The organism is Acinetobacter sp. GN11, assembly GCF_054823985.1.
In genome coordinates this window covers 1-19,210 of the sequence record NZ_JRVL01000024.1, presented here as the reverse complement: position 1 = coordinate 19,210, position 19,210 = coordinate 1, and the positions used below count along the sequence as shown (strand labels likewise).

At 39.5% G+C, this 19,210-nt stretch carries 21 protein-coding genes and 1 pseudogene; 9 read left to right on the top strand and 13 right to left on the bottom strand.

What is annotated here, in order from left to right; genetic code table 11:
* Window positions 1–4: 4 nt before the first annotated feature.
* The 5 genes and pseudogenes from NL42_RS02940 (at window position 5) to NL42_RS02920 (ending at window position 3,373) form a co-directional block, all read left to right on the top strand.
* A pseudogene (locus NL42_RS02940) lies at window positions 5–132 on the top strand (hypothetical protein).
* A gap of 2 nt (window positions 133–134) precedes the next feature.
* Complete coding sequence (locus NL42_RS02935; RefSeq protein WP_111855010.1) at window positions 135–899, top strand: globin domain-containing protein; 765 nt, start codon at window positions 135–137, stop codon at window positions 897–899.
* Between the two features lie 87 nt (window positions 900–986).
* A complete protein-coding gene (locus NL42_RS02930) occupies window positions 987–1,424 on the top strand; it encodes an RrF2 family transcriptional regulator (RefSeq protein ID WP_461311710.1) in 438 nt (145 codons plus the stop codon).
* 98 nt (window positions 1,425–1,522) lie between these two features.
* On the top strand, window positions 1,523–2,299 hold the full coding sequence (yihA, locus tag NL42_RS02925; protein ID WP_016140102.1) for a ribosome biogenesis GTP-binding protein YihA/YsxC: 777 nt from the start codon (window positions 1,523–1,525) through the stop codon (window positions 2,297–2,299).
* Between the two features lie 123 nt (window positions 2,300–2,422).
* Window positions 2,423–3,373, top strand: coding sequence for a metal-dependent hydrolase (locus NL42_RS02920; RefSeq protein ID WP_461311709.1), 951 nt, complete (start codon window positions 2,423–2,425; stop codon window positions 3,371–3,373).
* A 48-nt stretch (window positions 3,374–3,421) separates the two neighbouring features.
* On the opposite strand, the gene NL42_RS02915 is transcribed toward NL42_RS02920, so the two are convergent.
* The gene (locus NL42_RS02915; protein ID WP_035359955.1) at window positions 3,422–4,687 is read right to left on the bottom strand and encodes a dicarboxylate/amino acid:cation symporter; all 1,266 of its coding nucleotides are present in this window, start codon (window positions 4,685–4,687) and stop codon (window positions 3,422–3,424) included.
* A 114-nt stretch (window positions 4,688–4,801) separates the two neighbouring features.
* Entirely contained in the window at window positions 4,802–5,674 is an 873-nt protein-coding gene (locus NL42_RS02910) for an acyl-CoA thioesterase (protein ID WP_003653674.1), read from the bottom strand.
* A gap of 276 nt (window positions 5,675–5,950) precedes the next feature.
* On the opposite strand from NL42_RS02910, the gene plsB reads away from it, so the two are divergent.
* Window positions 5,951–8,524, top strand: coding sequence for a glycerol-3-phosphate 1-O-acyltransferase PlsB (gene plsB, locus NL42_RS02905; protein WP_461311708.1), 2,574 nt, complete (start codon window positions 5,951–5,953; stop codon window positions 8,522–8,524).
* A gap of 46 nt (window positions 8,525–8,570) precedes the next feature.
* Here the strand turns inward: plsB and NL42_RS02900 are convergent, their stop codons facing one another.
* Window positions 8,571–9,554, bottom strand: a complete 984-nt coding sequence (locus tag NL42_RS02900; RefSeq protein WP_461311707.1) for a putative solute-binding protein — start codon at window positions 9,552–9,554, stop codon at window positions 8,571–8,573.
* 79 nt (window positions 9,555–9,633) lie between these two features.
* Window positions 9,634–10,449, bottom strand: a complete 816-nt coding sequence (locus NL42_RS02895; protein ID WP_461311706.1) for a Rossmann-fold NAD(P)-binding domain-containing protein — start codon at window positions 10,447–10,449, stop codon at window positions 9,634–9,636.
* Window positions 10,450–10,469: 20 nt separating this feature from the next.
* Here NL42_RS02895 and recG point away from each other — a divergent pair, with 20 nt between their 5' ends.
* Both recG and NL42_RS02885 read left to right on the top strand, forming a co-directional pair.
* Window positions 10,470–12,515 (top strand): ATP-dependent DNA helicase RecG, encoded by a 2,046-nt coding sequence (gene recG / locus NL42_RS02890; protein WP_461311705.1) that lies wholly within the window; start codon window positions 10,470–10,472, stop codon window positions 12,513–12,515.
* Window positions 12,508–13,137, top strand: a complete 630-nt coding sequence (locus NL42_RS02885) for a ComF family protein (protein WP_461311704.1) — start codon at window positions 12,508–12,510, stop codon at window positions 13,135–13,137. The genes recG and NL42_RS02885 overlap by 8 nt, the downstream gene beginning before the upstream one ends.
* A 5-nt stretch (window positions 13,138–13,142) precedes the next feature.
* Here the strand turns inward: NL42_RS02885 and NL42_RS02880 are convergent, their stop codons facing one another.
* Together NL42_RS02880 and NL42_RS02875 are read right to left on the bottom strand one after the other, a co-directional pair.
* A complete protein-coding gene (locus tag NL42_RS02880) occupies window positions 13,143–13,541 on the bottom strand; it encodes an NUDIX hydrolase (protein ID WP_016140094.1) in 399 nt (132 codons plus the stop codon).
* Between the two features lie 14 nt (window positions 13,542–13,555).
* A complete protein-coding gene (locus NL42_RS02875) occupies window positions 13,556–14,137 on the bottom strand; it encodes an LOG family protein (protein ID WP_461311703.1) in 582 nt (193 codons plus the stop codon).
* A gap of 158 nt (window positions 14,138–14,295) precedes the next feature.
* Between NL42_RS02875 and NL42_RS02870 the strand changes: the two genes are divergently transcribed.
* Entirely contained in the window at window positions 14,296–15,309 is a 1,014-nt protein-coding gene (locus tag NL42_RS02870; RefSeq protein ID WP_004789661.1) for a CorA family divalent cation transporter, read from the top strand.
* A 72-nt stretch (window positions 15,310–15,381) separates the two neighbouring features.
* Here the strand turns inward: NL42_RS02870 and NL42_RS02865 are convergent, their stop codons facing one another.
* The 7 genes from NL42_RS02865 to NL42_RS02835 form a co-directional block, all read right to left on the bottom strand.
* Window positions 15,382–15,669, bottom strand: a complete 288-nt coding sequence (locus tag NL42_RS02865) for an STAS domain-containing protein (protein WP_461311702.1) — start codon at window positions 15,667–15,669, stop codon at window positions 15,382–15,384.
* A 10-nt stretch (window positions 15,670–15,679) separates the two neighbouring features.
* Window positions 15,680–16,321, bottom strand: coding sequence for an MlaC/ttg2D family ABC transporter substrate-binding protein (locus NL42_RS02860; protein WP_016140091.1), 642 nt, complete (start codon window positions 16,319–16,321; stop codon window positions 15,680–15,682).
* Between the two features lie 26 nt (window positions 16,322–16,347).
* The gene (gene mlaD, locus NL42_RS02855; protein ID WP_461311701.1) at window positions 16,348–17,031 is read right to left on the bottom strand and encodes an outer membrane lipid asymmetry maintenance protein MlaD; all 684 of its coding nucleotides are present in this window, start codon (window positions 17,029–17,031) and stop codon (window positions 16,348–16,350) included.
* Complete coding sequence (mlaE, locus tag NL42_RS02850) at window positions 17,031–17,810, bottom strand: lipid asymmetry maintenance ABC transporter permease subunit MlaE (RefSeq protein WP_252611645.1); 780 nt, start codon at window positions 17,808–17,810, stop codon at window positions 17,031–17,033. The genes mlaD and mlaE overlap by 1 nt, the downstream gene beginning before the upstream one ends.
* Window positions 17,807–18,625: an ABC transporter ATP-binding protein gene (locus NL42_RS02845; RefSeq protein WP_016140089.1), complete on the bottom strand. Its 819-nt coding sequence runs from the start codon at window positions 18,623–18,625 to the stop codon at window positions 17,807–17,809. The genes mlaE and NL42_RS02845 overlap by 4 nt, the downstream gene beginning before the upstream one ends.
* Before the next feature lie 90 nt (window positions 18,626–18,715).
* A complete protein-coding gene (locus NL42_RS02840; RefSeq protein WP_026055540.1) occupies window positions 18,716–18,925 on the bottom strand; it encodes a hypothetical protein in 210 nt (69 codons plus the stop codon).
* A gap of 107 nt (window positions 18,926–19,032) precedes the next feature.
* The coding region (locus NL42_RS02835) for a hypothetical protein (RefSeq protein ID WP_461311716.1) at window positions 19,033–19,210 on the bottom strand (178 nt) is incomplete at its 5' end.

Sequence of the window (19,210 nt, the reverse complement as noted above, 5' to 3'; positions counted from 1 at the left end):
ATATATCACTTTTGAATTAGGGAATTTTATATTCCCTAATTTTTTTATGGTTTTTATTAAAAAGCTATTGCCATTACTTTTTTAAAGATGTATTTTAAATACATCTTATATAGCCAGATAAATAAGGTCTAGCCATGACTCCACAACAAATTGAACTTGTTAAATCTACTGTACCTGTTTTACGTGAACACGGTGTTACGCTGACTACATACTTTTATAAGCGTATGCTTAATAACAATCCTGAATTAAAAAATGTTTTTAACTTAGATGACCAAACCAGCTTACGTCAGCCGCGCGCGCTTGCAGCCGCAGTTCTTGCATATGCAGAAAACATCGAGAACCCTACGGTTCTAGCTAAAGCTGTTGAACGCATCACCACTAAACATGTGAGCTTGGATATTCAGCCAGATCAATATGCAATTGTTGGTGACAATCTACTTCATTCAATTAGTGAAGTACTCAACGTTCCATTTGAGTCCGAGCTTATTGAAGCGTGGAAACAGGCTTATCTACAATTAGCAGATATCTTGATTGGCGTTGAAAAACAAAAATATGAACAACTTGAAAGCTTAAAAGGTGGATGGGCTGGCTGGCGTCCATTTGAAATTACACAAATTGACCCTCTTGAATCTGGCAAACGCTTCACTTTAAAAGCAACTGATCATGAGGACGTACTAACTAGTCCTGCAAATGCTTTTATTTCGGTAAAAGTACAAGTTCCAGAGCAACAGCTTGAACAGCCAAAAGCTTTTAAATTTACAGAAGCTCAGGAAAACAACTCATATCATTTTGAAGTTCAGCCTGAAGAAAACCATACTGAATTCTCAGTTTCAAATATCTTGCTCGAACATTATAGAGTTGGCGATCAAGTACAGGTTTCAGCTCCTTTAACGCTCTAATATAAAAACCTCTTGCCTGAAAGTTTTCTTATTTAGACTTTCAGGCTAAGATGATCATCCTTTTGTTCTCTTCCATTTTTGGTGATCATGCAGCTTAATAAATTTACCGATTATGCATTACGACTATTAATGTATGTTGCACGCCCAAGTGATGCACCCTACACGATTGCAGAAATCGCGAAAGATTTGCATGTTTCACAAAACCATCTGGTTAAAGTTGTTCACTTTATGGGCAAACAAGAATGGATTATTACCATTCGCGGTAAAGGCGGTGGAATTCGCTTAAATCCAGATGCACTTAATTCAAATTTAGGTTCAATTGTTCGAATATTGCAGGGCGACAATCAAATTGTTGAATGCAATACACCGCCTTGTGTGCTACGCGCTCACTGTGGTCTAAAAGGTATTCTTGACCAAGCTCTAGAAAGCTTTTATCAAAGCCTAGACCAATACACACTCGGAGAGGTTTTGCAGCAGTCAAAGTCTACCCCGTCTGACTCTCTTATCGCTTTTTTGCAAATTTAATAAATATCCTTTATGGGGTAAATTTATTGAAAATTAGCAAGAAGACCCAAGCTCCTTTATACTAGGCGCGAGCCCTCTCATTTAAAAAGTTATTTTTTATGCGTCGTAGTGAAAAATCGAAAGACACCAAAGCCAGACTCGCACCCAAGCAAAAGATCAGCTATGAAAAAGCACCAGATCCGGCGATCACAGCATATGCTGTGCAATCATTAAACTGGTTGCGCCAAGCTGAGTTTCTAATGAGTGCACCTAAATTGGCACTTTGTGTTGAAGATACTGGCTACGAGATTGCTTTTGCAGGACGCTCAAATGCTGGTAAGTCTAGTGCGATTAATGCATTAACCAATCAGAAACAACTAGCACGCGCCTCTAAAAAACCTGGCCGTACTCAGATGATTAACTTCTTTAGTCTAGGCAATCCCGATCAGCGTTTAGTCGATCTTCCAGGTTACGGTTATGCAGCTGTACCTGAAGATATGAAAAAGGTGTGGCAAAAAGAATTAGAAAACTATCTAATCCACCGCCAAAGCTTACAAGGCTTAGTGCTACTTATGGATATTCGCCATCCTCTACAGCATTTCGACCTGATGATGCTAGAGTGGGCTTATTCACGTCATCTATTTGTTCATATTCTATTAACAAAAGCAGATAAACTTAATCGCGGCCCTGCAAATAAAGTATTGCTTGAAGTTAAACAGCAACTTAAAAAAATGAAGCTTGATTTTTCTATTCAGCTTTTCTCTTCACTTCACAAAATAGGCTTAGAAGAGCTAGCAAGTGTTATGGCAGGGCGTCTACATTTCACACTAGATCAACAGCCAGAATTTGATGTCGATTCAATCCCTGAAGCGACAGATGAGGATGCTGAAAGCTAAATTATCCTCACAGATACAATTTCTTCATTAAATTTATACTCAATTGTCCCCTATTGCTAAACACAAATGTAGGGGCTTTTTTTATACTCGTTATAACTTCATCGAGTTAAAAATCAGGACTAAATGATGAAATTGTTATCTTTTTTGAAGAACAAGGCTTTAGGTTCTTCTATTGATTATAAAATTCTTCCACGTAAAGTAAAATTTGACTGGAAAGATACCCCTGTCGACTGGATTCCTAATCAGCCTTTCGCAAGTTATTTTATTAATGAAATTAATAACATTTTGCCTGCTGGTGAGTTCTGGTTTTGTCGTTTGTACAACAAGGTTTTACCGCAAATCACAGATGAAAAACTCAAGCAGGATGTACAAGCATTTATCCGTCAGGAAGCTATGCATGCTAATGCACACACCTCTGCAAACAAAGAATATTTAAACGTACGTAATATTGATATCCAGAGAAATCTGGACATCATGAACTATTTATTTACGATAGCTTTGGCAGATAAGCCTTTTGATAAAGAAGTTCCAAATTTCTTACAAGGCCAATGGGATTTATTCCGTTTAGGCGTTGTTGCCACTGTTGAACATATGACCTGTGTATTAGGTAAATATGCTCTATATAACAAGCGTTGGGAAGAATTAGGCGCTGACCCTGAAATGGTTGATCTGGTGAAATGGCATGGTTCAGAAGAAATCGAACACCGTACCGTAGCCTTTGATTTATATCGTCATCTTGGTGGCGGCTATATTCCGCGCTACTATTTAAGCCTTGCAGTGATTGTGCTGGTACTTGGTTTATGGGTAGATGGCGCTGCACACATCATGAAACAAGATCCACGCTTTTCAGAAGCGGCTAAATCTAGATTTTTCCCAGTGTGGGTTGCTTTAGAATGGTACAAAATTAGCCGAAAAGATAATCAGGTTCTACCAAACCCAATTTGGCTTATTTCACAACAAATTGATTACCTCATGCCTTGGTATGATCCAGTCAAAGAAGGTAGCACTGAAGATGCGGTTAGCTATTTATCGCAATCTCCAGCAGCAAAAAGAGCAGAGCTTCAAGCTGCTTAAAAATAAAAAAAGCAGGATTTTAAATCCTGCTTTTTTTATTTCGAGATATTAGACACTGATATCTTTATCTTTTGTATAACGATCTACAACCACACTAATCATCATATCCCCTTGCACATTTACTACTGTTCTTACCGTATCTAATAGACGATCAATTGGCAGTAAAATGGCAATTGCTTCAGCTGGTAAACCTACCGATTGTAAAACCATAATCATAGTCACCATGCCCGCACTCGGGATTCCAGGTGCACCAAGTGATGCAATCATTGCTGTTAAACACACAATAATTTGCTGTGTCAGGTTTAAATCTAGCCCCACCAAATTTGCTACAAAGAGTGCAGCTGCCGCCTCGTATAAAGCAGTACCATCCATATTAAGCTGCGTGCCTAAAGGAATTACAAACCCCGCTGTTTGAGGGCGCACACCTAAATTTTCTTGTGCACACTTCATGCTAAGTGGCATCGTGGCAGAGCTAGAACTGGTTGCAAATGCTGTAATTAACGCTGTACGTGTCCCTTTGAAAAAAGTCCAAGGGCTCATGCGACCAAAAATCCAAAGTAATAGTGGTAAAACAACAGCGCCATGGAAAATGGTTGTACCTGTTACAACGACTGCAAACTCAGCCAAACGACTTAATACTGAAATGTCTTCCGTTGCCATTAGTTTTGCTAATAAAGCAAAAATACCCAAAGGCGCTAATTTCATGACCCAGCCAACGAGCAGCATCATCATTTCAAAAAACTGATGACTCAATAAACGAATACTTTTGAAACGTTCCCCACCCTGTACCAAAGCGACACCGACGAATAAAGCAAAGACCACAACGGCTAAAACGTTACCATCACTAAAAGCTTTAAATGGGTTGATTAAAGTATTTTGAATAAAATTCGTGAAAAAACTGGCAGGGTTCAAACTATCTGGTGCCTGATAATTTTGCATGGATGTCTGGAAAATAGAAATATCTATGCCACGCCCAACTTCAAATAAATGAGCACAACTGATGCCTAAAATTAAGGCTAAAGTCGTTGTGGTTAAACAGCATAAAAATGTGATTTTCCAGACTGGCCCTAACTGTCCGCCTGCTTGTAGATTGGATACACCTACAACGATCGAACTAAAAATTAAAGGCACTAAAAGCATTTTAAGGAGCCCAATAAAAACACTACTTAATATTCCAAGCCCATATAAACTATGTTTTACAAAAGCTGTGTCTGGATACATTGTGAGTAGAAAACCAAAGGCTAAACCTAAAATGGCGGCAATCAGAATTTGTGTATTTAAGTTCATATCAGCATTATTTTTTTCAGTTGGCATATCTATTTACAATATGACATGAGCTTGCTTTTCATTCGAGCAATTTTTTGTCACATCATTCCCATTAAAAATAAAAAAGCCATCTACTGAGATGGCTTTGCTTTATAGATAAATTTATTGCGTTTCAATTTCCCGCAAACGGATTAAACCCTCTTGTACAGTACTACATACAAGCTGGCCATTTTGCCACATACGACCAAAATTGAGACCTCTTGAAGCCGCACTCACTGTGGCTTCCATGTCATAAAGCATCCATTCATCTGCACGCAGTGGGCGGTGGAAATAAATTGCATGATCAATACTTGCACACTGCAAACTTGGAGAAATATAACTTAAGCCATGCGGTCTTAAAGCCGTTGTCATTAAGGTAAAGTCTGAATAAAACGCAACAATTGCCTGATGCAAGGCAATATCATCTAGCTGTTTTGGAATACGATCATGCGTGCGGATATAGTGTGCATTATAGGGAGCTTCGGGTTGCGGCTGAAACGGGTTTACCGGATCAATTGGACGAATTTCTACATGACGCTCACGCATGAAACTAGCACGAACATTTTCAGGTACAAAGTTTAGAATACCCTGTTTCAGCTCATTTTCAGATTTAAGCGTTTCTGGTGCAGGATACTCAGGTTCTTGATGCTGATAGTTCAAACCTTCTTCTGGATTAGCAAAAGAAACCATCGCTGAAAATATGACTCGTCCATGCTGAATCGCACGAACTTGACGACTTACAAAGCTTTTTCCATCACGCAAACGGTCTACTTCATAGATAATCGGGGCATTAATATCGCCGCCATACAAAAAATATGCATGTAAAGAATGCGCTGGGCGATCAGTTGTATAAGATGCTGCACGTAAAGCCTGACCTAAAACCTGTCCACCAAAGACGCGTTTACCGACAAGATTACGGCTCATGCCACGGTAAATATTTTCTTCTAGCTTTTCTAAAGTGAGCAGCTCGACTAGTTCTTGGGTTAACGCATTCATGAGAGATACCTTCATATTTCAGGTAAAAAATCGTATTAAAGGACAGATGTGTAGAATCTATTGTGCCATAAAAAACTATTTGAACATGGAACAATCAGTCAACTTCTGAGGAACATTACCCTTAAAACTGCTAAAAATACGATTTTTAACGATAAAATATGCCAAAAGCATTATAATTTATAAGCTATTAGCATATTGTTTTTTTCAATAAATGCCTCAAAATAATTACCCTCCGCATTTGGTGCTGGGATTTGTCTTTAAGAAGTAGGAGTTCTTATGTCCAAGAGTGGGTTTGGTCAAATGTATCGTCGGCTTTCGAGTAAGCTACTTGACCTCGTGGTAACACCACATGTTCTTGGGGAAGTTCCTACTGAACCAGTATCAGAAACAACAGAAACAGAAGCAAAGACTGACCGCCAGAAAGTGGTGTGCTATGTCTTACAAAACCATTCTCGAAGCAATGCTTTGGTGGTAGATGGTGAAACGCGTCGTTTAAATTTAAAACCTGCGTTAGACCCATTAGTTGTTGGCACTCATCAGGAAAAAGCATCAGTTTTATTTTTACAGCACAATGATGAAAATAATTTACTGAATCCACCTCCTCATGCTTTTCCACCACGCTTACTAAAATTAATTGAAGTCTTACAAGAAAATCCTGAACTTGATATAGAGCTTGTTCCGGTTACCGTTTTATGGGGCCGTACACCAGATAAAGAAGATTCTTGGTTTAAGCTCTTATTTTCAGACACATGGGCTACACCGAGCACCATTAAGCAATTGGTCAACATTGGCTTACATGGTCGCCAATCTTATTTAGAATTTCATGAACCGCAATCACTACGTGAACTGGTTGAATATGCACAACAGCATTATCCAAACCTTTCACCAGCCACCTATATTGTAAGCACGTTAAATGATTACTTAGATCGGCAACGTGAAGTGGTCTTAGGTCCCGATTTATCGGATCGCCGTAATGTCATGCAATCAGTTGTAAAATCTCGCGATGTGCAAGAAGCAATCCGCCGTGAAAGTATTCGCGGGAAAGTCAGTATGCTCGAAGCTGAACGTCGTGCGATTGGCTATGTCAATGAAATCGTATCGGATTATTCACATTCAGCAGTCCGCTTTGCCGATCTTGCTTTAACGCGCTTATGGACCCAGCTTTATGACGGCGTAGATGTGCATAACTTCAGCACTGTTCGTGAACTAGCAAAAGATTATGAAGTGGTTTACACACCTTGTCACCGCAGTCACATCGACTATTTATTATTGTCTTATGTGATTTATAGACGTGGCCTTATGGTTCCGTATATTGCTGCGGGTGATAACCTAAACCTGCCTTTCGTTGGACAGCTTTTACGCGGCGGTGGTGCCTTCTTTATTCGCCGTTCTTTCCGTGGCAATGGCCTTTATACAACGGTATTTAAAGAATATTTATATAGTATTCTTTCTCGCAATACGCCACTTGAATACTTTATTGAAGGTGGACGTTCGCGTACAGGACGTCTATTACCACCTAAGACTGGCATGCTTGCCATGACTGTTCATAGTCATTTACGTGGCCGTACAAAGCCAATTGTATTTGTACCAACTTACATTGGTTATGAACGCCTGATGGAAGGCTCGACCTACGTAGGGGAAATGCAAGGTAAACCGAAAGAAGCTGAATCAATTTTTGGTATTGTGAAAACCTTACGAAAAATTGAACGTATTTTCGGTAAAGTCCACGTGAACTTTGGCGAACCTGTTTTCCTTGATGATCTGCTTAAGCAACATAATGCAGAAAACGTTTTCATTGAGAAAAATGACGACCCAATTCCTCAAGCAGTTTCAGATGCCGTAAATAGCTCTGCACATGCAATTTTAGAAAATATTAACCGAGCTGTGGTAATTAACCCTGTCTCTTTACTTTCTATTATTTTGCTTGCAACTCCAAAACATACGCTTGATGAAGAAATCTGTATTAAGCAGCTTGAAGCTTACCGCGATCTAGCATCAAACTTCCCATATGACCAACGTATGGAAGTAACGCCACTTTCTGGTAAAGAAATTATTGCTTATGGTTTAAAGCTTAAACTCATTAAACGAGTTCAGCATGCACTCGGCGATATTATTGCAATTGAAGATAACCAAGCTGTTCTTCTGACCTATTTCCGTAATAACATTTTGCACGCCTTTGTTTTACCGTCATTGGTTGCATCACTTGTCGAACACAATGGAAAAATTAGCCGTTCAGATTTAAACAACGTCATCTATACGCTCTACCCATTCTTGAAGGCAGAGTTATTCCTTAAATGGAAGAGTAGCGAACTTAAGGAACAAATTGAGCAATATGCAAATGCATTGGTTCAATCGAATCTTATTCAGCAAGATGATGAAGGTAACTTGATTAGCTCTGCCCCAAATACTGAAGAGCATAATCAACTGGTTGTTTTAGCTACTCCTGTTAAGCAAAGTCTTGAGCGTTACTACATGACGCTTGCGCTCATTACTCAACGTGGTTCAGGTAATATTTCTGCTAAACAGGTTGAAGAATTAAGTCATTTACTCGGACAACGTTTGTCAGTTCTATATGAATTTAATTCGCCAGAGTTCTTCGACAAATCTTTATTCCAAAGCTTCTTAAAAGTACTCACGCAGCAAAATTACATTCGAACTAACGACCAAGGCCAAATTGAGTTTGATGATAATTTCCGTCAAATGGCTGCTGGTGCAAAGTTGGTACTTGATGAAGTAACCTTACAAATGTTGCAGCACATCACGACCTTTAGCGACGAAGAGCTAAAAGATGCTCTTGAAGCTATGGCATCTCAACAAGCAAAACGACGTTTGAAACGTAAAAAATCTTAAGATTTTTACTCAATATAAAAGGCAACTTCGGTTGCCTTTTATATTATTAGCGAATTGGGCATTCAAAATAACGTGGATCATCCATACAACGCAGACGCTTCATAAGTTGAACAAAATAAGCATCGTAATAACCTGAAAGAACATACTGATTACGTATTTTTGCAACCATCACGTCATAACTCTGCTTTTCATAAAAAGAAACGTCTACCCAGTAATAGGCAGGTAAATGATTTTCCCACTGGGTCGCACGGTTAGTCAGCAATTGGCTATTTTGAACAAACCATCCTCGAATTTTTCGACCAAAATTAGCAGGATAAGCTTGCGGCTTAATAATTAAATTAACGCCAAAATATGCCAAAGGAAAGTTAATGACTTGGACTTCTGGTCCAAATTCTTTTTGTAAGTTATATGGCAATAGTCCATATATGGGAGCTGGAACAATATCGATTTTATCTTGCTTAAACTGCACAATCGCATTAGATAAATCAACATAAACTGGCTGACCGCCCACACTTCGTACCAATGCTTGTTGTGGGGGATTATTTGGTAACACGCCAATACGCTGATTTCTTAATTGAGCAACTCTAGAGATTTTTTTATTTTTTAGGACCATATAGGCCGTGCCAATAGGAATCATCCCTACCGCTTCATAGTCCTTAGAAATTAATCTTTTCTCGACTGTTGGATGATTCAAAAGCTGTAATAAGTTTTTAGCGGTACGATTATTAGGAATAAGCCCAATACCCGCAGTACTTCCCATAAACTGGTTATAACGATAAGTATTAAAATTAGATGCCGCTAAACCTGAACATTTACCATCATCAAAAGCTTGGATAGCCTGTTGTTCTTTTTGATAGGTCACCACTTTAAAGTTGACTTGATATTGCTGTGCATATAATCGAATGTCATTTAAACGACGTGTGATATCCCCTTGGGAACCAATCGGATCATATGCACACCACACCTGATCCTCGGCCCAACTGGCAACAGCTGTTACGCTCAAAATAAGAGCTAAACAAATTTTTTTCACTTTCAACCTTTTTATCTTTATCGGCAATTTGACTGCCTCATCAGGTATTTCTGTTCTTATTTAAAGTTTAATCAAAATTTTATTTAGTGCTATGAACATTTAAACATAATAAATAGTCATTAAAGCAAATTGGATGCTCTAACTGAAAACCCGTTGCAGACAAATGTTTCGCATAAATTCGTTTACCTGAAACTTGGTTTGATTCTAAAGTTAACTCTGGTAATCCCAATTGTTTTTGGAACCACACGATAACTTCATGCAAGGGCAACGGTTGGTTATTAGTCACAATATAACTCGCTTGATGATTTTCATAGTCAGCCATGAAAGCTAAGAATCTTGCTAAATCATTAATATGTATTCGATTGCTATAATGTATATTTGGATAACTTTGACTATTTTCAGCCATTTTCTTTAAACGGGCAACTGAAGTTCCGTAAATCCCAGTTGGACGAACAATTACACATTGTGCTGGATAATGTTTTTGCCAAAGGAGCTCCATATTACGCAATATATGGCCTTGTGCATCATTTGGCTGAATTTCACTAAAATCATCAATGATCTCCCCCACATTTTCACCATATACCCGTGTAGATGACAATACGATTATTTTTTTTATGGGATGTATTTTTAATGCATCTCGAATCGGTTCAATACTATCTACATACGTGTGCTGATAGCCCTCAACCGTACCTTCGGTCGGAGAAAGTAAAATATAAACGACATCTACAGGTTCAATTTTACTTAAATCAAGTTTAAAGATATCTTGAACAAGATGGGTTGCGTAACTATCCGTTTTTACACTACGGCTGATTGTGGTAATTTGATGTTCTTTCTCAAATAGTTGTTTAGCAACACGCTGAGATGTTTTACCATAACCGATAAATAATATATGCATAGAAAACTCGTTGAGGGGACATGACTTCAGTCCATCAGTTACAAGGCGTTGGATCGGCTTCAGCAGCCCTGCTCGAAAAACTAAATATTTTTACCACAGATGATTTACTGTTTCATCTGCCGCGTGATTATGAAGACCGCAGTACGATTATTGCAATGAATCAACTTGTGGTTGGGCGTAGCTATTTACTCGAAGGTGAGGTCAGATCAATTGATTTCCCTCCGGGAAAACGAAAATCTATGGCAGCCTTAGTTCAAGATGAATTCGGTAAAGTCACCTTACGCTTTTATCATATTTATAAAAACCTCACTGATAAAATAAAACCCGGTCATCGCTTACGTATTTTTGGTGAAGTTCGCGTAGGTGCACGTGGCCTTGAGATGTATCATCCTGAAATTCAGCTCATTCATGAACATACACCTCTACCAAAAACTCAGCTTACAGCAATCTACCCAAGCACGGATGGGCTAACTCAACCCAAACTGCGCGAATATGTAAAACAAGCTTTAAAGCATCATAGTGATGCTTTACCAGAGCTACTCCCAAAACAATATACTAATGGCTATGCACTTAAAGAGGCTCTGTATTACATTCATGAGCCTCCTGTTGATGCCAATATGCTCCAGTTGGCCCAAGGTTCACACCCAGCCCAACAACGGCTTATTTTTGAAGAACTAGTTGCACATCAAATTAGCTTACTTAATCGCCGTGCTTATATTCGTCAAATTGCATCTCCAGCTTTCTCAAGTAGTAAAATATTAGCTAAAAAGTTATTAGAAGCTTTGCCATTTCAAATGACCAATGCACAAAAGCGTGTATCTAAAGAAATTTTGAACGATTTGAAGCAGAACCAACCAATGCTTCGATTAGTGCAAGGCGATGTAGGCGCTGGAAAGACCTTAGTTGCTGCTGTAGCGGCTTGCCATGCTCTAGAAGCTGATTGGCAGGTTGCATTAATGGCTCCTACTGAGATTCTTGCAGAACAGCACTATTTGAATTTTAAACGTTGGTTTGAGCCTTTAGGCATTACTGTCGCATGGTTGTCTGGAAAACAAAAAGGTAAAGCGCGTGCTCAAGCAGAGCAGCAAATTAAAGAAGGTCATGCTGAACTTATTATTGGTACACATGCTCTATTTCAAGATAGCGTTGGATTTGCAAAATTAGGTCTGGTAATTATTGATGAACAGCATCGTTTTGGCGTAGATCAACGTTTAGCTCTACGTAATAAAGGTGCTGAGCAGTTCACCCCGCACCAACTCGTTATGACAGCTACCCCTATTCCAAGAACACTGGCAATGAGTGCATATGGCGATTTAGACACCTCAATTATTGATGAGTTGCCACCGGGTCGTACTCCAATTCAAACCGTTACGATTCCACTGGATCGTCGTGAAGAAGTACTTCAACGGATTGCTTCAAACTGTAGAGATGGGAAACAGGCATATTGGGTATGTACACTGGTTGAACAGTCTGAAACTTTAGATGCTCAAGCCGCCGAAGCCACCTATCAAGAAATGAAAGAACGCTTTCCTGAACTTAATATTGGCTTAGTGCATGGCAAAATGAAAGCTGATGAAAAACAGTTGGTCATGCAAGCGTTTAAAAATAATGAGTTACAGCTTCTTATCGCAACCACGGTCATTGAAGTTGGGGTAGATGTTCCCAACTCTTCTATTATGGTCATTGAAAATGCCGAACGTTTAGGACTTTCTCAGCTACATCAGTTACGCGGTCGCGTAGGTCGAGGTGCTCAAGCCAGCTTTTGCGTACTTTTATACAAAACACCTCTCTCTCAAAATGGGCAAGAGAGACTTTCTATATTAAGAGAAAGTAACGACGGCTTTGTGATTGCAGAAAAAGATCTTGAGTTACGCGGACCGGGTGAATTACTAGGTACTAAACAAACTGGGGATATGGGATTTAGAGTGGCTCGTTTAGAGCGAGATGATCACTTACTCAGTCAAGCTCATTATGTAGCTCAGCAAATCTTAAAAGATTATCCAGAACAAGCAGATGCATTATTAAAACGCTGGCTTCCAGAAGCGCCTCGTTACGCGTATGTTTAGTTTCTTAAATCCACAGCATCTTATTCAATTGCTCTCACCTTGCTTGTTATGTGAGTCAGGTGTACGAGAAAAATATTCGCTCTGCAAGGACTGTTGGAAGCAGTTACCTTGGCTTAAGCAAACGATTCAACGTAATAATCAATCAGTTCTTGTGGCTTGTGATTATGCTTATCCAGTTAGCCGAATCATTCAGCAGTTTAAGTATGAACAAAAATTACATTATCAAATCTTGTTAGGGGAAATTTTACAACAACTCAAATTTCCCAAGGTACAGGCTATCGTACCTATGCCTATTTCTAATCAACGCTTAATTGAACGTGGTTTTAATCAGTCGTTGTTACTCGCAAATATCTTAAGTAAACAATTAAAAATACCTGTTTGGCAGCCGGTGCAACGTCTTGCTGAACATTCGCAAAAAGGGCTTTCTCGACTGGAACGCTTTGAGAACATTGAGCAACAGTTTATTGCGCTTACTCAAGAAAAACGACGTTATCGCCGCGTTCTTATTATTGATGACGTAATAACCACGGGAAGCTCTATTCATGCGCTCAGTCAAGCACTAAAACAATTAGGCTGCACATCTATCCATGCCGCTTGTCTAGCGGCAACTTTGACCAGTTAAAATGATTAAACCGTAGATAGATGCTGCTCACACCAAGGAATAACAATTTCACGGGTTAATGGTGCGAGGTGCGTTTCTGAATCATTCAAGTCGACCCATTTCATTTCTGCAATTTCGGCTGCAATTTTAGGCGCCTGATCGAGCTGAACAAGATATAAATGACTGACCAGAATATGATCTGGCTCATTCGCCGCTGCTGTTTCGAAACGACCAAGAAATTGTTCAATTACACAAGAACTTCCAACTTCTTCTAAAATTTCTCGCTGCATTGTGACATCTGGCGCCTCGTTGGGTTCCAGTTTGCCACCCACTTGCATAAAAGCATGAGTATTACGCTTTCTTACGAGCAACAACTGATTTTGCTCGTTCAAGATCACTGCAGCAGCGACCGTAATTGTTTTCACTTATTTAACCTCGTTTATGGTTGAACATCTGCATTTACCCATTTTGGGGCAGGAGCCTGATATTGCTCAAATTGTTGAAGAATATCTTCAATTTTGTCTGATGCGATCAATTTATCAACGAATCGTGCTTGGCTAAATCCATTATCTACCGTCCCTTGAATCATTTTAAGTAAATCTTCATAAAAGCCAGCTACATTTAAGAAAGCACATGGCTTTTGATGAATACCTAATTGCGCCCACGTCCATTGTTCAAAGATTTCTTCCAATGTACCCGCACCGCCAGGTAAAGCAATAAAACCATCAGAGAGGTCTGCCATTTTGGTTTTACGCTCATGCATATTTTCGACCACATATAATTTGGTTAAGCCCGGATGAGCTAACTCACGATCGACCAAAGCACGAGGAATCACGCCAATGACTTGTCCACCTGCTTGCAAGGCACTATCAGCGACAACACCCATTAAGCCTGAACGACCACCACCATAAACCAAGGTTTTACCCTGCTTTGCGATAGTCTCACCTGCAATTTTGGCAACTTGTTGGAAAATTGGGTTTGAACCAAGAGATGAACCACAGAAAATACAAATTGAATTCATAGTGTAAAAAACCGTTTTATTGAACTGTCATGCTGACAAACTAAACTATCGATAGAGTTTTTTTTTGCAAAATAGCGTATTAGCAAGTGTTTTTCGGCAAATCCTTGTCTAAAATACACCCATCCATTTCCATCAGACTGCGTGAGGAAAAAAGACACATGCTTGAAGCCTTTTATGCCACAGAACGCGGAAGTCTGGAAGATGCCACCATCAATGGTGGATTTGATCTACATCCCGAATTAGTCTGGCTTGATCTTATTGCACCCTCGCAAGAAGAGCAACAATGGGTACTAGATGCCTATGACCAAAATTTACCTACACTAAAATCGCTTGAAGATATTTCATCCTCAGCACGATTCTACCGTGATGATGATGGTATTTTGCATATCAGTACTTATTTTTTAACGAAAAATAAAAACTATCAAGTGGATGGTGACGCAGAAGATTCCTCACATATTTTAGCGATGGTGCAAACGGTTGCATTTATTTTACATAAAGACCGTCTCTTTACGATGCGGGGAGAAAAGTTAGTTGCCTTTCGTGCTTTTCGTGCGCGTGCTCGCCGAAATGACTATGATATGGACTATAAAGATCCAACATGGATTTTATTGGGCCTTCTTGAGGCAAAACTTGATGAGCTTGCGGATATCTTAGAAGATATCCACAAAGATTTAGAAAAATACTCTACAGAGGTTCTTAATAATCACCAACGTGAGCAAATTCTAGATCTTGATGACATGATTACACGCCTAGCTCAACAAGAAGATATGCTAGGAAAAGCGCAGCTCTGTTTAATTGATTTGCGACGTGTACTTACTTTTTTATCACGTCCACGCGCATTAGGCAGTCATATTTACGATGCTGATATTCGAGAACTGAGTGAAGATGTCCGCTCACTCGTAGAACATGATGCTTTCTTATTCCAAAAAGTACGATTCTTGCTTGATACAACGTCTGGGTTCATTAATACCGAACAGAATGACACGATCCGTCGATTCTCGATCTTACCAAGTATGTTGGCGCCTCCGATGCTTATTGCCAGCATCTATGGCATGAATACAGATGTGCTACCTTTTGCACATGGTACGACTAGTTTCATCATCGTTTTACTGATTATTATCGGCTTCTTTATTGGCCCTATTATTTATTTCCGCTGGAAAAAATGGATTTAAGCTTTGTAATAAAATGCTAGTCCAAAGCGTAAAAAAGCACCTAAATATAGGTGCTTTTTTATATCTTGCATATCAGATCAAATGTAGATCTTCCTGCAAATGGCAAGCTTGAATGATCTTCAGCATTTTTTCAGGTACATTTTTAAAATGCAAACCAGCTTTTTGTGGAGTCACTCGTAACCATTGAACCAAAACAGCCAATGCCAAGGTACTGCCATGCTCAAGCTCTGTTAAATCCACCACCAGAGGAAAGCTTTGCTGCTTCTTGATGATAGCTAAACCTGCTTGATACTCTTGTTCCGCATTTTCAAAATCAATTTTTCCCGAAACAACCAATTGTTGGTTGAGATACTGAATCACTCGTCACCTACTATTTTTGTTTGTTCTGATTAACAGCAGCGTCTGCATCCGGTTGGAAGGTTGCAATTGCTTTATTCAAATCGCCGCCATTACGTTTTACTGTTGCAGCAAATTGATTACGGAACTGTAGTCCTAAATCAATACCAGAAACATTGATATTACGGATTTTCCACTGAGTACCTTTATCAGCCAACTGGAAAGACACAGGAATTTTGTCACCGTTGTGACTAAAGTCCAATGTCACTACTGGGTTTTTACCCGCAGTTGCCTTGTAAGGACGCATGGTATAGCTTTGGTTCGTATATTTAGCAAATGCAGTACCGTAATTTTCAATTAATGTATTACGGAAGTTTGTTTCAAACTGAGCACGTTGCGCTGCTGTACTATACTGATTTGTTGCATAAGTACCCATTACAATGCGTGTAAATGCTTGTGAATCAACATAAGGGTCTAAATTCTGACGAACGATAGACTTCACTAATGCTGGATTACTTTGCAATTTTGCATGATCAGCTTTTAAACGAGTAATCAAACCATCAGCAACACGCTTGATAAAATCAGGTGGTGCTTCTGAAGGTGCAGCAAATGCTGAACCGACAATCATGGTAGACAAAAGACTTGCTGTCAGGGTTTGTTTAAACAACGTATTCACCAGGAACCACTCCTTCAAATAATCTTTTACTCAACAAATGATGCTTGAGCACTATCTTTATTAGCGCTTGCAGGAGCACTTGCTTCTGTTGAGCTTGAACCGGCAGCAACTTTACCAGCCCCGCCACCAGTAATAAATTTACTAATTAAATCTTCTAAATCCATAGTTCCTTGAGTGTTTGATATTGTGTCGCCTCGTTTGAGGTAGTTCACACCACCACCAGGTACAACTTTCAAATATTTTTCACCCAACAAACCATTGGTTGCTACCATTATATAAGCATCTTCATCAATACTGGTGATGGAGGTCATGTTACTGGTCAGTTGCTGTTCCATTGCTTTTTGTTGCTCTGGAGAAGCCTGCGTATAATCTGAGCTATAACGCAACTCTTCCAACGCATTCTTCTGAACTTCTTTTAATTGTTCAGGATTGAAACTTGTCAACTTTCCATCTAAACCAAATGTTACGGTAGCCAAACGCGTAACCGGATCAAGCGTAATTGAATCAACACGACCAATTGTAACACCACTCATTGTTACTTTAGCTCGCGGCTTTAGCCCATTGACGTTATCAAACTGAGCCTTCATGGTATAACTATCACTTAAGTTCGTACCAACAAGACCACTGACTTTCATCGCTAAAAAAAACAATGCAATACCGAAGATAATAACAAAGACACCAACGGCCAGTTCACTACTACGTGATTTCATTAAATCCCTCCGAACATGACCGCAGTCAACACGAAATCAAAACCTAAAACACATAATGAAGAATACACAACCGTCCGGGTCATTGCCGTTGCAATGCCTTCTGGTGTCGGATCACAGGCATAGCCTTGATAAACAGCGACCCATGTACAAATCAAAGCAAAAACAATACTTTTAATAATCGTGCCATTGATAATGTCATGCCCGAAACGCACTGTATTTTGCATACCACTCCAGAAGGAGCCTTCATCAGCACCTAAAAAGTCAACACCGACCATCTTGCCACCAATAATCCCAATGGCGGCAAATATCACAGTTAACATTGGCAAACTGACAATACCTGCCCAAAGACGTGGTGATACGATTTGTTTTAATGGGTCAACACCAATCATTTCCATACTAGCAAGCTGTTCGCTTTGCTTCATTGAACCAATTTCGGCAGTCAATGCAGAACCTGCTCGTCCTGCAAATAGCAATGCAGCAACCACAGAAGCAAGCTCACGGAGTAGTGTTAACGAAATCGCTGTACCCAACATCGACTCAGCACCGAAAGTGACCAAAATGCTATACATCTGCAAGCCAAGAACCGCACCAATAAACAAACCAGAAACGGTAATAATAAGTAAGGACATCACACCTACGCGGTGCATTTGGTAACCAAAACGACCAAAACCACCCTTGGTAGGAAATGAAAAAATAATCTGCAAGAGCATATGTGCCGCAGCACCAATGCCTCGAATCCGCTCAATAACGAGTCTACCTAACCAGGCAATCGTATTCATGGACGAACCTCGTTATTTAAATAAGTTTGATGACTAAACTGGTATTCAACTGGTCCTTCTGCCGAACCTGTTAAGAATTGGTGTACAAATGGAGAAGCATATTTTTGCAACTCTTCAGGTGTACCCTCTCCCTGAATTTTTCCTTCAGCTACCACATAGATGTAGTCAGCAATCGATAATGTTTCTGCGACATCATGCGAAACAATAATTGTTGTTAAATCTAACGCTTCACGTAGTGAACGAATTAAACGTGTCAAAACACCTTTCACAATTGGGTCTTGACCAGCAAAAGGTTCATCGTACATGATTAAATCGGGATCAAGTGCTATCGCGCGAGCCAATGCCACACGACGATTCATACCACCTGAAAGTTCTGTCGGCATTAATTGTTCAGAACCACGTAAACCTACTGATTCAAGTTTTAATGCAACCAGTTCAGCAATGAGATTTTCAGGAAGCTTTGTATGCGCTCGGATTGGAAACGCCACATTTTCATAAACGGACATATCCGTAAATAAAGCGCCACTCTGAAATAACATTCCCATACGTGCACGGGCTGAAAACAGTTCCTGACGAGACATTTTGGCAATATCTTTAGAGTCGAGTAAAACTTCCCCCTGATCTGGAACTAATTGTCCACCAATCAGACGTAATAAAGTTGTTTTACCTGTACCAGAAGGTCCCATAATGGCCGTAATCTGGCCTCGACGTATATTTAAACTAATATTGTCATAAATGACGCGTTCCCCTCGATTAAAACTCAAGTTTTTCACTTCAATAAGCGGTTGAGTCGAGAGAGGAGTTTTATTATTCATAATGGCAATCGTTCCTGCACTTTTATGCACGCATACTATAACACTGAAAATTAGCAAACTTGTTGTAATTTTAACAAAAGCAAATCTAAGTTATTTTATAGAAATAGAAGAAGTATGTTCGTAAAAAGAGGTCAATTCAGAAGCTTGGAATTGCTCAACAGAACTTCCATTTATAAAAGCATAGGCAAAGTAAACACCATTACACAAAACGAGTGCAATAAAAAGATAAGGCAAACCATGCTGAACCAAAAGGTTCTTCAATTGTGCCATTATTGTTTCTTTTCGCTTACTTTTACGCATTATTTAATAAAAAATTGAACCAATTCACATTTTGTTAGTTTATAACAAAACTGAAAAATAAAAAAGGCCAGTATTTTTACTGGCCTTTTTTTCAAACTAAATATTGATTAGCGATCGAATTTACGACGCGGCGGTTTATCATCGAAGCTACGACGCGGACGATCTTCACCACCGAAGCTACGTTTTGGACGATCATCACCACCGCCGAACGCTGGACGTTCACCACGTGGTTTGTCATCGAAGCTACGACGTGGACGATCTTCACCACCAAACGCTGGACGCTCG

Excerpts from the sequence above, each read along its gene's own strand:
- NL42_RS02935 (WP_111855010.1), top strand. The coding sequence starts at position 135 with ATGACTCCACAACAAATTGAACTTGTTAAATCTACTGTACCTGTTTTA.
- NL42_RS02930 (WP_461311710.1), top strand. The coding sequence starts at position 987 with ATGCAGCTTAATAAATTTACCGATTATGCATTACGACTATTAATGTAT.
- yihA (WP_016140102.1), top strand. The coding sequence starts at position 1,523 with ATGCGTCGTAGTGAAAAATCGAAAGACACCAAAGCCAGACTCGCACCC.
- NL42_RS02920 (WP_461311709.1), top strand. The coding sequence starts at position 2,423 with ATGATGAAATTGTTATCTTTTTTGAAGAACAAGGCTTTAGGTTCTTCT.
- NL42_RS02915 (WP_035359955.1), bottom strand. The coding sequence starts at position 4,687 with ATGCCAACTGAAAAAAATAATGCTGATATGAACTTAAATACACAAATT.
- NL42_RS02910 (WP_003653674.1), bottom strand. The coding sequence starts at position 5,674 with ATGAATGCGTTAACCCAAGAACTAGTCGAGCTGCTCACTTTAGAAAAG.
- plsB (WP_461311708.1), top strand. The coding sequence starts at position 5,951 with ATGTCCAAGAGTGGGTTTGGTCAAATGTATCGTCGGCTTTCGAGTAAG.
- NL42_RS02895 (WP_461311706.1), bottom strand. The coding sequence starts at position 10,449 with ATGCATATATTATTTATCGGTTATGGTAAAACATCTCAGCGTGTTGCT.
- recG (WP_461311705.1), top strand. The coding sequence starts at position 10,470 with ATGACTTCAGTCCATCAGTTACAAGGCGTTGGATCGGCTTCAGCAGCC.
- NL42_RS02885 (WP_461311704.1), top strand. The coding sequence starts at position 12,508 with ATGTTTAGTTTCTTAAATCCACAGCATCTTATTCAATTGCTCTCACCT.
- NL42_RS02875 (WP_461311703.1), bottom strand. The coding sequence starts at position 14,137 with ATGAATTCAATTTGTATTTTCTGTGGTTCATCTCTTGGTTCAAACCCA.
- NL42_RS02870 (WP_004789661.1), top strand. The coding sequence starts at position 14,296 with ATGCTTGAAGCCTTTTATGCCACAGAACGCGGAAGTCTGGAAGATGCC.
- mlaD (WP_461311701.1), bottom strand. The coding sequence starts at position 17,031 with ATGAAATCACGTAGTAGTGAACTGGCCGTTGGTGTCTTTGTTATTATC.
- mlaE (WP_252611645.1), bottom strand. The coding sequence starts at position 17,810 with ATGAATACGATTGCCTGGTTAGGTAGACTCGTTATTGAGCGGATTCGA.
- NL42_RS02845 (WP_016140089.1), bottom strand. The coding sequence starts at position 18,625 with ATGAATAATAAAACTCCTCTCTCGACTCAACCGCTTATTGAAGTGAAA.
- NL42_RS02840 (WP_026055540.1), bottom strand. The coding sequence starts at position 18,925 with ATGCGTAAAAGTAAGCGAAAAGAAACAATAATGGCACAATTGAAGAAC.